The sequence below is a fragment of the Halapricum desulfuricans genome (genome assembly GCF_017094465.1).
In the GTDB taxonomy this organism is placed as follows: Archaea; Halobacteriota; Halobacteria; order Halobacteriales; family Haloarculaceae; genus Halapricum.
In genome coordinates this window covers 2,070,474-2,083,307 of record NZ_CP064791.1, presented here as the reverse complement: position 1 = coordinate 2,083,307, position 12,834 = coordinate 2,070,474, and the positions used below count along the sequence as shown (strand labels likewise).

Genomic DNA, 12,834 nt, shown 5'->3' with positions numbered 1-12,834 from the left:
GGAGTCCGATAAAGGTAGGTAGGAGGGCGGCGACCGTCCGGGTATGCGAGTAGACATCGGAAACGCACTGGACAGAGTCGCGACGCCGGGCGTCCCTGAGGACGCACTCGACCGACTCGACGACCGTGTCGCCGACGCCCACGCCCGCATCGAGGAGGGGCGTGCGAACAACGAACACGGCTACGAGTCGCTGAACCTCCCCCATACCGTGGATACCGACGAGATTCGGGCGGCCGTCGAACCGTTCGACGACAGCGAGTACCTCCTCAACGTCGGGATCGGCGGCTCCGCGCTGGGTGCGGCCACCCTCTCGGCCGCGCTAGACAGCGACGTCGAAGCGTACTATCTGGACAACGTCGACCCCGAGTGGGTCGAGTCGATCATCGACGACGTCGACCTCTCGAAGACCGCCGTCAACGTCGTCTCCCGATCGGGGACGACCGCCGAGACCCTGTCGAACTTCCTGGTCGTCCGGGAGGCCATGGAGTCCGCGGGCGTCGACTGGACCGAGCGCACCTGGGTCACCACCGGCGAGGCGGGCAACCTCCGGGATCTGGCGGACAAACACGATCTGCCGTCGCTGAAAGTGCCCGACGGCGTCCCCGGCCGGTTCTCCGTGCTCTCGACGGTCGGGCTGGCCGCTGCCGCGCTGCAAGGTCACGACATCGACGCGATCGTCGAGGGTGCCGCGGCCGCCGAAGCCGATCTGGCCCCGTCGCTGTACGAGTCGCCGGCCTACGCCTACGGGGCGATCGCCTACGCGCTTGACGTCCGCGGCGCGGGGATCAACGCGATGATGCCCTACGAGGAGTCCCTAGAGACCTTCGCCGAATGGTACGCCCAGCTGTGGGCCGAGAGCCTCGGCAAGGACGGCCTGGGCCAGACCCCTGTGCGCGCACTCGGTGCGACTGACCAGCACTCCCAGCTCCAGCTCTATCGCGCCGGCCCCAACGACAAGATGGTCACGCTCGTCCGCGCGGCCGACCGCGAGGACACGCCGATTCCGGAGACCGACCTCGAGGGGCTCTCGTATCTCGGCGGCTCGTCGCTGGGCGAGTTGCTCGACGCGGAGTTCGAGGCGACCGAGGCCAGCCTCGCCGCCGCGGACCTGCCGAACGTCCGGATCGAGATCGACAGCGTCGACGAATACGGCCTCGGCGAGTTGCTCTACAGCATGGAGGCCGCGACCGTCCTGGCGGGCGAACTCTACGACGTGGACACGTTCGTCCAGCCGGCAGTCGAGTGGGGCAAGAAGGCCGCTCGTGGCCTACTCGGCGGTGGGGACTTCGAAGAAGCCGACGCCGTCGCCGAGAAGACCACGCTGACCATCGAGTAACCACGCGAGACATTTCAGCGACGTTTTATATCCCTCGTCCGAACCGGCAGGCGATGGATGGGTCCTCGCCTGCGATTTCAACACGGTCGCTGACCAAACAGTACGGTTCAACAACCGCCGTCGATGGGGTGTCGCTGTCCGTTCCCGAGGGCGTGACCTACGGCTTCCTGGGGCCGAACGGAGCCGGGAAGACGACGACGATGCGGATGCTGACTGGGCTCGTCGAACCGACGAACGGTGACGCGTTCGTCGCCGACACCCACTGCAGCGAGCGTCGCCACCTCGTCGGAAAGATCGGACTGTTGCCCGAGGAACCGCCGCTGTACAACGAGCTCACCGGCCGCGAGCAGTTGCAGTTCGCGGCCGATCTCCGGGACATCCCCTGGGAGCGCGTCTCAGATCGCGCGCTCGGACTCGCCGACACGCTCGATCTCGACGACGATCTCGACCGGCGGATCGACGGCTACTCCAAGGGGATGCGCCAGAAGACGGCGTTCATCCAGGCAGTCCAGCACGACCCCGACGTGGTCTTTCTCGACGAGCCCACGTCCGGTCTCGATCCGCGAGCGGCTCGCACCCTCCGGGAGCTGATCGTCGAGTTGACCGACGACGGGACGACGGTGTTTCTCTCGACGCACATCCTGCCGGTCGTCGAGGAGATCGCCAACAGGGTCGGCGTCCTGCACGACGGTCGACTGGTCTCGGAAGGGTCCCCCGCCGAACTCACCGACGACGTGGGCGACGGGGATGCCGACCTGGAGGAGGCGTTCCTGGAACTGACCGACGACCCGGCGGCCGCCTGGTGAGAGATATGAGACACGTTAGAGACGATCTCCGAGACGGCTGGACGCTCGCCCGGGCGGAGTTGCGCGCGCAGTTCCGGCAGATCCGGTCGGACCGGCGGCGCTTGCTCGCGGTACTCTTCGGTATCGTTGGATTCGGCCTGTTTCTGGCGGTGAGTTTCCTGCCCGGCGCAATCGCGTTCGGGAGCGAGTTCGAAAGCGATGTCCCGCTCGGGACGGCCGGCATGGCGCTGTCGGCCGTGACGGTGGCGATCGCGTATTTCGGCGCTGCGAACGGGTTCGGCCGGTCGCAGATCGGGACCGTCGAGCCGCTGGCCCGGACGTCGATACCGCCGCGGGCGGTCTCGATCGGCCGGCTCGTCGCACAGACGGTCCAGTCGATCTGGCTCGTCGTCCCGATCGGCGCTCTGCTGTTCGCGGGGGTCGCGATCGGCGGCGGCCCGGTCGTCGCCGGGGTCGTGCTCGTCGCTGTTCTGCCACTCGCGGTGGTCGGGCTGGTCATCGGGCGAATCGTCGGGGGAACGGCCAGGTACGTCAACGAGCGTCTGCAGGTGTCGCTGTGGGTGAAGGCGGTCCTCCTACTCGGACTGATGGGCGCGATCTTCCTCGGGACGCAGGTCCTGCTCAGTTCGCGATACGAGACCGGCTCCCAGTTCGCGGTGGGGCCAATCATCCCCGGAACACCGTTGCAGTCCTACGCAGCCGTCGTCTTCGCGCCGTTCGGGACGGCGCCGGGGCCGCTTGGCATTGCCGTCACAGGGCTGGTCCTCGCAGCGATCCCTGCCGGAGTACTCGGAGCGATCCGCCTCGAAACGTACATGCTCGTCGCCGATCTCGGCAACGACTCGTCGACGGCCGGGCAGGTCGAGGAAAGTTACGGCGTCCCGCGTCTGTTCGAAGCGACGACGTCGGCACGCGTCGCCTGGCGGTATCTCGTCCGGACGCGACGTGACCCCCGGATGCTCGCACATCTCACGCCGCTCCTGTTCGGCGCGTTCGGGATGGCCGGTTCGGCGTTCCAGGATCCCGGTATCCTGCTCACAGTCGGCCCCGGTGCGGCGGTCGTCGCCGGGGCCGTCCTCGCCGGCGGCGCGTACTGTCTGAACCCGATGGGCGACGACCGCGATCAGTTGCCACTGTTGCTGACCAGTTCCCCCTCCGTCGATGTCATGCTTCGTGGCCGGATGCTCGCCGGTATCGCCTTCGGTCTGGCCGTCGCGATCGGCGTCGGGACGCCGCTTGCACTGGTCGAACACGGTCCGGGGTACGTGCTCGGCCAGTCGGTACTCGCTGTCGTACTGACGACGGCCAGTGCCGGAATTGCCGTCGGACTCGGTGCGATCGCCCCGAAGTTCGAGCGCCGCGAGTACATGAACGTCGAGCGCGCGCATCCCTCTCAGTGGGCCCTGCTGGGCTTTCTGTTCGGCGGCATGATCGTCGGCGCGATCGGATTCCTGTTGCTCTGGCTGACGCTGTCGGGCGAGCACGTGCTGGCGGTCGCGTTCGGCTGGCTGCTGTACGTGACGATCCTCGGCGTCGCGTCCTGGGGTGGCTATCGCTATGCGGTCAGTCGCTTCGATGCGTTCACGCTCGACGATATGTGAGGAGAGCCGAAAAACGAGAGACTATTCCTCGAGAAGCTGATCGACGATCGCCTCGGGCTCGAACCGTTCGAGGTCGTCGTAGCCCTGACCGGTCCCCAGAAAGAGGATCGGCTTGCCGGTCACGTGGGCGATCGAGATCGCCGCACCGCCCTGCGGGTCGGCGTCGGCCTTCGTGAGGATCGTCCCGTCGATTGCCGCGGCGTCGTCGAACTCCCGCGCCCGGTTGACGGCGTCCTGCCCGGCGACGGCCTCGTCGACGAACAGCGTCATGTCGGGTTCGATCACGCGGTCGATCTTCTCCAGCTGGGCCATCAGGTCGTCGCTGGTGTGTAACCGACCGGCAGTATCCCCGAGCACGACGTCCACGTCGTTGGCCTCGGCGTACTCGACGGCGTCGTAGACGACCGCCGTCGGGTCCGAGCCCTGCTCGTGGGAGATGAACGTCCGATCGAGGTTCTCGGCGTGCTCGCGGAGCTGCTCGTTTGCGCCCGCACGGTAGGTGTCGCCGTTGGCCAGCACCGACGAGTACCCGTGGTCCTCGAGGTACTTCGAGAGCTTCGCGATCGAGGTCGTCTTCCCGACGCCGTTGACGCCGGTGAAGACGATCACGATCGGCTTTTCGGCCGCCGCGATCCGCTGCTCGAAGTCGAACTGGCCGACGCTGATCACGTCGTACAGCGCTTCACGCAGCGCGTCCCGGACGAGACTCCCGGTCGATTCGAGCCGCCTGCGGGTCTCGCCCGTGAGGTTGGCCTCGACGCCGTCGAGGATCTCCTGGGCGACGTCCATCTCGACGTCGCTCTGGAGCAGTGCGATCTCCAGGTCGCCGAGGTGATCCTGCAGGTCGTCCTCGTCGATGACCGTCTTGCCCGTCGCGAACAGCTTCGCCTTCTCGGCCAGCCCGCGGTCGTCGTCTTCGTCTACCGCTTCCGCCGCCGACCCGTCGCTGCCCGCGTCGACCGTCTCGCCCGCATCGCCCGAATCTTCGGTCGTTGTCTCGCCCGTGTCCTCGGTGGCCGCGGGCGCCTGTGTCTCCTCGACCGGCGCATCGCCGTCGGGAGCTGTCTGCCCGGGTGCATCGGCGTCGACCGTCCTCTCCGGCCCGGTCGCAGTTACCGGTTCGCTTGCCGGCTCGCTCTCGGGCACCGTCGGCTCGTCCTCGTCTGCAGTTGCCGCCGGCTGATCGGCGTCTTCGGACGGTTCGCTTTCGGTCGTCGATACGTCCTCGGCGCTTTCCGCGTCCTCGACGTCCTCTTCGACGTCGTCGCTGAAGCGGCCGAGCTTCTCCTTCAGTCCGTCGAACATCGCCTATTCGTCGCCCTGCTCCTGCTGCATCTGCTGCATCTGCTGCATCTGCTGTTGCTGGAGCTGCTGGGCGCGCTGTTCGAGTTCCTGGCTCTCGGATTCGACCTCTTCGATCTCCTCGCGGACCTCTTCGATGCGCTCGTCGATCGTCTCCTTTTTCAGCTCGAGGGTCTCGATGGCGTCGTCCTGTTCCTGCTCGGCCGCGTAGTCGGCGCCGAGCCCGACGATGACTTCGTCGATGTCCTGGACTTCCGCGCGGAGGTACGCGCCGCCGCCCAGTGGCACCTGCACGGTCGAGCCGGTCTCGAGCGTCTCGATGGCCTCGATGGCCTCGTCGGTCTCGGCTTTCTCCGTCTGCAGGTCTTCGATGTCGCCTTCGAGTTCCTCTTTTTCCTCTTCGAGGGCTTCGATCGCCTGTGCGATCTCCTGGGCCTGACCGCCGCCGCCACCGAGGCTCATGCCTCCACCTCCGTGACCTCGATCTGTGTGCGTTTCAGGCCGTGTTTCGATCCGAACTCCGCGTAGGTGTGCTCGGTCGCGACGTTCTCGTTCGGTGCTTCGATCTCCTTTTCGAAGGTCTGCTGACCGTCCCGCGCCTGGAACGATCCGCGAACAGTAAACGTGCTCATGGACGAACGGTGGAGAGTCAGCGGGAAGAATCTTCCCATCCTCCTTTTGCGGACGGCGCGGTACTGCGGAGTGACGCGTCTTCTCGGACGACTGGTCTGCTGTAAACGGAATGAAAACAGTCGCTAAATATAGCCCAGCGCGTCCTCGATCCGGCCGAGTTCCGGTCCGGTCGTGTCCTGACCGGCGACGTAGCCGGCGTCGTTGGCGAGCAGCCCGGAGCCGACCAGCGGACCGCCGTAGTTGACCGTCCCGATGTCGGCAGGGACGCCGAACAGTTCCTCCAGCGCGTCGAGCTCGCTATCGGTCGCTTTCGGGTGGGCGAGTACGCCCCCGTTCGTGACGACGGCGGCAGTCCCGACGGTATCGACACCGGCGATGACGCCGCGCTCGACGGGCACCTCCAGCGCGTCTTTGACCGCCAGCACAGCTTCACGCGAGAGGTCGGGGTGGACGTACGCGCCGGCGTCGTTCGCGAGGACAACGTTGCCAGCGGCGTTGATCCGGCCCGGTAACTCGACGATCGATCGATCGAGTTCACCGGCGATCCGCTCTCGTTCGCGGTCGGTGATGCGGCTGCTGACCAGCAACCCGTTCTCGTTGCCGGTCGCCAGCGCGCCGACCGTTCCCGATCCGCCGACGGTCGTCTCGATGGCCGACACCGCAAGCGAGTCGCTGATCGTCGCGACGAGATCCTCGTCGAGGTCCGGCCGGATCAGCAGACAGTCGTCGGTGGCGCGGGCGAACACACCGACGTACGACGATCCGGAGAATGCAGCGCGGGGCACGCTCTACTCGGCCGGTTCGGCCTCAACGACCGCCTCGCCTTCCTCCTCGAAGCGAGCGGCCCGGACCCGAAGCTTGCTCGGCGGCTTCGACCGACTGCGCGACCAGACCGCCTCGTTCAGCGACGGGTCCAGTCGGACGGCGTCTTCCGGGACGGCGAACTGCTTTGCGAGGTGTTCGCGCATGATCGCCATCGCCTTGTCCGCACGCTCGTGTTTCGGTGCTGCCTTCGCGTCGCGAAGCGGGACCGTGACGACCCGCTCCTCGAAATCACTCGCGCTCATTATTCGTCAGTGTCGTTGCGTCGCCAGTGGCGTCGCTTGGGGTTTCGCTGCACGTCCCGGTCTGTCTTCATGACGACCCACGCGGGCACGCGACTATTCTGTCGATCCAGTTTTGCCAGGCGCTTTTTCTTGCCTTTGGATTTCTTGCTCATAGTATCAGTCTCTTCCGTGTGGCTGCTTAAATGTGTGTTCCTTTTCGGTCGATCCGGCGACGCCTTGCGGTCCCACAGCGAATGTGATCAGGAACCGGCTACACGAAAATTCGTCTTTTTGAGTGTTTGCGTCGTCGGACGCGGCTTACGCCGCGGCCTCCTCCGCAAACACGTCGTCGTACTCGCCTGCGTCGATCTTCTCTTTGAAGTCACGCGGGTTCTCGCCCTCGATGGTGACGCCCAGCGAGGTACAGGTGCCGACGACTTCCTTGGCGGCGCCTTTCAGGTCGTATGCCAGCAGGTCCGGCAGCTTCTGCTCGGCGATCTGCTTGACCTGATCGACGGAGAGATCGGCGACGAACTCCTCCTGGGGTTCGCCGCTGCCGGTCTCGAAGCCGGCCTCGTCTTTGACCAGTTCGGCCGTCGGCGGGACGCCGACTTCGATCTCGAAGGAGCCGTCGTCGTCGTACTCGACGGTGACCGGAACCTCGGTGCCGTCGAAGGCTTCGGTCTGGTCGTTGATCTCCTGGACGACTGCCTGAACGTCCACGGGTGTCGGTCCGAGTTCGGGGCCGAGCGGCGGGCCGGGATCGGCCTGGCCGCCCGGAACGAGAACTTCGATGGTACCTGCCATATCCGAGAATCCGTCGGCGCGGGTTTAAGAATTGCTTTTCCGTGTTCGGCGTGCGAGGATTGCCCACGGAAATCGTGCCGGCGTCGGTCTCGGCCCTCGAGGTGCGACCGCGGACGGAAGCCCTTTTGAGCGACGATGGCGGAGTATCCGGTAATGGGGCTCGAAGAGGAGATCGAGGAACTCGAGCAGGAGATCGCCGACACGCCCTACAACAAGGCGACCGAGGAGCACATCGGCCGTCTGAAGGCCAAACTCGCCGAGAAGAAAGACAAACTCGAGGCCCAGCAGTCGGGGTCGGGCGGCGGCCCCGGGTACGCCGTCGAGAAACACGGCGACGCGACCGTCGCGCTCGTGGGCTTTCCCAGCGTCGGCAAGTCCACGCTGATCAACGCGATGACCAACGCCGACAGCGAGGTCGGCGAGTACGAGTTCACGACGCTGAACGTCAACCCCGGGATGCTCCAGTACAAGGGCGCGAACATCCAGATGCTGGACGTGCCCGGACTGATCGAGGGTGCGGCCGGCGGCCGCGGTGGCGGCAAGGAAGTCCTCTCTGTCGTCCGGACGGCCGACTTGATCGTGTTCGTCCTCTCTGTGTTCGAGATCGACCAGTACGAGCGCCTCAGCGAGGAGCTCTACCGGAACAAGGTCCGCCTGGACGCCGAGCCCCCGAACGTCTCGGTCCGGAAAAAGCACAAGGACGGGATCACGGTCAACGCCTCGGTCGACCTGGATCTCGACGAGCAGACGATCAAGAGCGTCCTGCGCGAACACGACTACGTCAACGCCGACGTCACCATCGGCGAGCACGTCGACATCGACCGGCTCATCGACGGGATCATGGACAACCGCGAGTACCTCCCGTCGATCGTGACCGTCAACAAGGCCGATCTCATCGAGCCCGACTACAAGGAGACCGTCGACGAGAACCTTCGCGGACACGGAATCGATCCCGACGACGCGATCTTCATCAGCGCTGTCGAGGAAAAGGGCCTGGACGCGCTGAAAGAGCGCATCTACGACGAACTCGGGCTGATCCGGATCTATATGGACAAGCCCGGCCGCGGCGTCGACTACGAGGACCCGCTGATGCTGTTCGAGGGCGACACCGTCGGCGACGCCTGCAAGAAGATCGGCGGTCGCTTCGACGAGCGATTCCGGTTCGCCCGCGTGTCCGGGGAGAGCGCCAAACACGACGATCAGCAGGTCGGACGCGATCACGAACTGGCCGACGAGGACGTCCTTCGGATCGTCGTGAACCGGTGATGACCGACGCACGTGGCCGATTGCTACTGGTTGCACTCGTCGGCGTGATCCCCTGGACAGTGGTGACGACCGGCGGCGTGACGACGCTGTTCTTCCCGTTCGGTTTTCTCGGCGTGGGCGAACCCTGGCGTATCGTGACGATCCACGAGTATCTGTTCGTGTACACGCAAGGACTGCCACAGTACGTCTACGCGTGGCCGCTCGGCGTTGTCCTGTACGGACTGGCACTGGTCTCGGCGGCGCTCGGACTGGCAGATCTGGAAGACCGCCGATTGACGGCGGGACTGCTGGTTTTGGTCGGACTGACACAGTTGCAGTTCGCGCTCGGGTGGGGCGGCCGCCGCACGTATCTCGCGGTCCCGATTGCGACGATAACGACGCTGACGCTGGTCTGGTGGGTGTACTGGTCGGATCTGAAAGGCGTGTTTTTCGAGGTTCGGACCTGACGCTGCACCGGAACTTTCTGCTCGTTCCCTGACTATTATGTCGCTTTTATTTTCATTGGCGATTATGAGTGAAGACTCATCACCGAACGGATCGATCAGTGAGATCCCATCCGCGGAAGTCGACACGTTCGGCGAGCGACTCGACGGCGACCTGATCCTCCCGGATCACGAAGCGTACGAGGACGCTCGGGACGTGTGGAACGGACTCGTCGACAAGCGTCCGGCGGTCATCGTCCGGGTCCGGCACCCCGAGGACGTGGCGGCCGGCCTCGAGTTCGCAGCAAAGCACGACCTCGAGCTCTCTATTCGAGGGAACGCCCACCATCAGGCTGGGAGTGCCCTCGTGGAGGACGGGCTCGTCATCGACCTCGCGGATCTCACTGCCGTGGACGTCGACAGCGACGCACGGCGCGTCACCGTCGGTGCCGGCGCGACCGCCGGGGCGGCTCTCGAACGGACGCTCGAACACGGGCTCGCGTTTCCCACGGGGAGCGCGTCCGTGGTCGGGATATCCGGATCGACACTCGCTGGCGGGCTGGGCTGGATGCGGCGCAAGCACGGGGCCGGTTTCGATGCCCTCCGGGAGGTCGAACTCGTCACAGCCGACGGAACGGTTCGCACTGTCGGCCCGGACGGCGACCCGGACCTGTTCTGGGCGATCTGCGGCGCGGGCGCGAATTTCGGTGTCGTCACCGAACTCACGTTCGAACTATACGAGACACCGCCCGTCGTCCCGGCACTTGGCGTCTTCTATCCGCTCGACGGCGCTGAGGCGATTCTCGAAGACTTCCGCGAGCTGACGGCCGAGGCACCGGACGCGCTCAGCACTATGTTGCTGAACACGCACGTCCCGCCGTTGCCCGACGTCCCGGAGGACCTGCAGGGGAAGCCGTCGATCGCGATCATGGGTGCGTATCTCGGCGATTCCGACGACGCCCCGCAGGTGCTCGATTCGTACCGATCTCTCGGGGATCCTATCCTGGATATGTCCGGGGAGATGCCCTACATGGCGTTGCACGAACTGGGCGCGGAGATGTTTCCCGATGGCCACCTGTACAGCCAGCGGTCGGTGTTCCTCGACGATCTGACCGACGAACACCTCGAACTCGTCCGGACCGGCGCGGACGACGCGCCGTCGCCGCTCGACGGGATCGGTCTCTGGCCGATGGGCGGCGCTATCGGGGGCAGCGATCACGATACGGCCGCGCCCTGGACCGACAAGGAGTTCCTGCTCGTCGTCGAGGGACAGTGGGTCGACCCCGAGACGACCGACCAGAACCTCGAATGGGTGCGGCGATGTGAGCGCGAAGCCCGCGATATCGGCGGTGAATACGCGTATCCTGGCTACGTCGGCTACGAGGAACAGAACGACGAGGACTGGGCGAAGCTGGTCTACGGCGAGAGCTACGATCGACTCGCCGAACTGAAGGCGACCTACGATCCGGACAACCGCTTCCGGACGAACATCAACGTCGGTCCGCGATCGTGAGAGCGTCACCCGCTTTCAGAACGTTTTTCGACGCTCCAGCCTATCTCTTGCACATGGACGGTATTCTCGACCACACGATGGTCCGCGTCGAGGACCTCGAGGAATCGATCGACTGGTACACCGAGCATTTCGACTGGGAACTGAAGCGCAAGAGCGAGCATTCCTCCTTTACGCTCGCCTTCCTCGGCCCCGAGGACATGCACGAGGACGGTGCGGTGCTGGAGCTGACCTACAACCACGACGGCCGCAGCTACGAGTTCGGCGACGCCTGGGGCCACATCGCGGTGCGCGTCGAGGACGTCTACGACGCCTACGAGCAACTGATGGACGAGGGCGTCGAGGACTATCGCGATCCCGACTCCTGTGGCGGCCAGTACGCCTTCGTCAAGAGTCCGACCGGCCACGAGATCGAGATCGTCGAGCGCGACTACGGCGCGAAATGGTCCATCGATCACACGATGATCCGCGTCGAGGACGTCGACCAGTCCATCGGCTGGTACACCCGCAAGCTGGACTACGAGATGTTCCGCCGTAGCGAGCACGACAGCTTCTCGCTGTACTTTCTCAAGCCCGAGGACGCCCCTCAAGAGGCGATGTCGATGGAGCTGACCTACAACCACGACGGCCGCAGCTACGAGTTCGGCGACGCCTGGGGTCATGTGGCCGTGCGCGCGGACGAATCCGATCTGGAGGAGTACTGGGAGATGCTGATGAGCCGCCACGCCGAGGACTACCGTGATCCGGAGTCCTGTGACTACAACTACGCCTTCACCAAGGATCCGAGCGGCCACGAGATCGAGGTCGTCAGACGGTAGCGAGACTCCGAGCGACGCGAGGCATACCGTCAATCGACCGGAGAACGAAGTGATCCGAGAGACGGTGTGAGCATACGGCGACCGGCGGGAGCCGTTTCCTCGGACTCGAACGTAGTGAGAGTCCGGCTTTTTCCCCACGTTTTTGCCGCGAGCGGTGCGCAAAGCGCACCCGAGCGGGAAAAAGTGGCCGTGACGGCCACGAGATCGAGGTCGTCAGACGGTAGCGCGACTCCGAGCGACGCACGCCTGGGCCGGAAAACGTGGATGCGATGCGACGACAATTAAGTCCCCGCGACGAGACGATACGGGTATGATACTCACGCTGACGCCGAACCCGGCGGTCGACCAGACGATCGAGATGGACGAACCGCTGGAACCAGACGTCGTCCAGACATCCGCCGGCGCGCAGTTCGACGCGGGCGGCAACGGGATCAACGTCTCGCAGTTCGTCCGCGCACTCGGCGGCGAGACGACTGCGACCGGGATCACCGGCGGCTTCACCGGGTATTTCCTCGAACAGAGCCTCGACGAGTTCGACATCCCGACTGACTTCTGTTCGATTGAGTCCGCACCGACCCGGATCAACACGACCATCCTCGCGCCAGCACGGGAGGAACTGCAAACGTCTCGAATGGCCGAGGTGCCCGACCGCGATCGGGCGGAGTATCGACTGTTGCAGACCGGTCCGGAGGTGACCGATCACATTGTCGACCTGCTGATCGAGACGGTCAAGAGACACGATCCGGCGATTCTCAACATCGGCGGCAGCCTGCCGCCCGGTATGGATGCCGCGGCGGTCGATCGTATCGCTGCCGCCGGTGACTGGGAGACAGCTGTCGACATCCACGGTGACGTACTGACCGACCTGGAGGGGACCTACGAGTACTGTCGACCGAACCGTACGGAGCTGGAAGCGGCGACCGGCATCACCGTTGAGAACATTACTGACTGTGAGCAGGCTGCACTCCAGCTCCACGAGATGGGCTTCGAGCGCGTTATCGCCTCGATGGGAGAAGAAGGAGCGGTGATGGTGACGCCCGAGAAGACGCTATACTCCTCGGCTGTCGACGTCGAGGTGGTCGATACCGTCGGTGCCGGCGACGCCATGTTCGCGGCGATCCTGTGGGCCTACGAACAGGGCTGGAGTGACGAGAAGGCGCTCCGGGCCGGTGTCGCAGCCGCCTGGAAACTCGTTACTGTCACGGGCTCGAGCGTCCGATATCTCAATCCACAGGACCGGATGGACGAAGTCCGCGTCTGGGAACTCGACGGCTGACCCGTCCGTAC

General features: G+C 65.1%; 15 protein-coding genes. 8 read left to right on the top strand and 7 right to left on the bottom strand.

Annotated elements, in window-relative coordinates; genetic code table 11:
* Positions 1-43 precede the first annotated feature (43 nt).
* From HSEST_RS10645 to HSEST_RS10635, 3 genes are read left to right on the top strand one after another with little or no spacing between them, the layout of a single operon-like run.
* Positions 44-1,336 carry a glucose-6-phosphate isomerase gene (locus tag HSEST_RS10645; protein WP_229120909.1) on the top strand — a complete coding sequence of 431 codons (1,293 nt, stop codon included), beginning with the start codon at positions 44-46 and terminating at the stop codon, positions 1,334-1,336.
* Between the two features lie 53 nt (positions 1,337-1,389).
* A complete protein-coding gene (locus HSEST_RS10640; protein ID WP_229120908.1) occupies positions 1,390-2,142 on the top strand; it encodes an ABC transporter ATP-binding protein in 753 nt (250 codons plus the stop codon).
* Between the two features lie 5 nt (positions 2,143-2,147).
* Entirely contained in the window at positions 2,148-3,743 is a 1,596-nt protein-coding gene (locus tag HSEST_RS10635; RefSeq protein WP_229120907.1) for a hypothetical protein, read from the top strand.
* Between the two features lie 21 nt (positions 3,744-3,764).
* Here the strand turns inward: HSEST_RS10635 and ftsY are convergent, their stop codons facing one another.
* The 7 genes from ftsY to HSEST_RS10600 form a co-directional block, all read right to left on the bottom strand.
* Entirely contained in the window at positions 3,765-5,048 is a 1,284-nt protein-coding gene (ftsY, locus tag HSEST_RS10630) for a signal recognition particle-docking protein FtsY (protein WP_229120906.1), read from the bottom strand.
* Between the two features lie 3 nt (positions 5,049-5,051).
* The gene (pfdA, locus tag HSEST_RS10625) at positions 5,052-5,507 is read right to left on the bottom strand and encodes a prefoldin subunit alpha (protein WP_229120905.1); all 456 of its coding nucleotides are present in this window, start codon (positions 5,505-5,507) and stop codon (positions 5,052-5,054) included.
* The gene (gene rpl18a / locus HSEST_RS10620) at positions 5,504-5,677 is read right to left on the bottom strand and encodes a 50S ribosomal protein L18Ae (protein ID WP_229120904.1); all 174 of its coding nucleotides are present in this window, start codon (positions 5,675-5,677) and stop codon (positions 5,504-5,506) included. The genes pfdA and rpl18a overlap by 4 nt, the downstream gene beginning before the upstream one ends.
* A 123-nt stretch (positions 5,678-5,800) precedes the next feature.
* Positions 5,801-6,463 (bottom strand): translation initiation factor IF-6, encoded by a 663-nt coding sequence (locus HSEST_RS10615; protein ID WP_229120903.1) that lies wholly within the window; start codon positions 6,461-6,463, stop codon positions 5,801-5,803.
* A gap of 3 nt (positions 6,464-6,466) precedes the next feature.
* Positions 6,467-6,745, bottom strand: coding sequence for a 50S ribosomal protein L31e (locus HSEST_RS10610; RefSeq protein WP_229120902.1), 279 nt, complete (start codon positions 6,743-6,745; stop codon positions 6,467-6,469).
* Positions 6,745-6,897, bottom strand: a complete 153-nt coding sequence (locus HSEST_RS10605; RefSeq protein WP_229120901.1) for a 50S ribosomal protein L39e — start codon at positions 6,895-6,897, stop codon at positions 6,745-6,747. Before HSEST_RS10605 ends, HSEST_RS10610 begins: the two co-directional genes overlap by 1 nt.
* Before the next feature lie 145 nt (positions 6,898-7,042).
* Positions 7,043-7,531: a 50S ribosomal protein L11 gene (locus HSEST_RS10600; protein WP_229120900.1), complete on the bottom strand. Its 489-nt coding sequence runs from the start codon at positions 7,529-7,531 to the stop codon at positions 7,043-7,045.
* A gap of 153 nt (positions 7,532-7,684) precedes the next feature.
* Between HSEST_RS10600 and HSEST_RS10595 the strand changes: the two genes are divergently transcribed.
* The 5 genes from HSEST_RS10595 to pfkB all read left to right on the top strand — a co-directional run bounded on the left by HSEST_RS10595 (position 7,685) and on the right by pfkB (position 12,823).
* Entirely contained in the window at positions 7,685-8,797 is a 1,113-nt protein-coding gene (locus tag HSEST_RS10595) for an OBG GTPase family GTP-binding protein (protein WP_229120899.1), read from the top strand.
* A complete protein-coding gene (locus HSEST_RS10590) occupies positions 8,797-9,243 on the top strand; it encodes a TIGR04206 family protein (RefSeq protein ID WP_229120898.1) in 447 nt (148 codons plus the stop codon). Before HSEST_RS10595 ends, HSEST_RS10590 begins: the two co-directional genes overlap by 1 nt.
* A 64-nt stretch (positions 9,244-9,307) precedes the next feature.
* Positions 9,308-10,732 (top strand): FAD-binding oxidoreductase, encoded by a 1,425-nt coding sequence (locus HSEST_RS10585; protein ID WP_229120897.1) that lies wholly within the window; start codon positions 9,308-9,310, stop codon positions 10,730-10,732.
* A 53-nt stretch (positions 10,733-10,785) separates the two neighbouring features.
* On the top strand, positions 10,786-11,547 hold the full coding sequence (locus tag HSEST_RS10580; RefSeq protein ID WP_229120896.1) for a VOC family protein: 762 nt from the start codon (positions 10,786-10,788) through the stop codon (positions 11,545-11,547).
* A 310-nt stretch (positions 11,548-11,857) separates the two neighbouring features.
* The gene (gene pfkB, locus HSEST_RS10575) at positions 11,858-12,823 is read left to right on the top strand and encodes a 1-phosphofructokinase (RefSeq protein ID WP_229120895.1); all 966 of its coding nucleotides are present in this window, start codon (positions 11,858-11,860) and stop codon (positions 12,821-12,823) included.
* Positions 12,824-12,834: the final 11 nt, after the last annotated feature.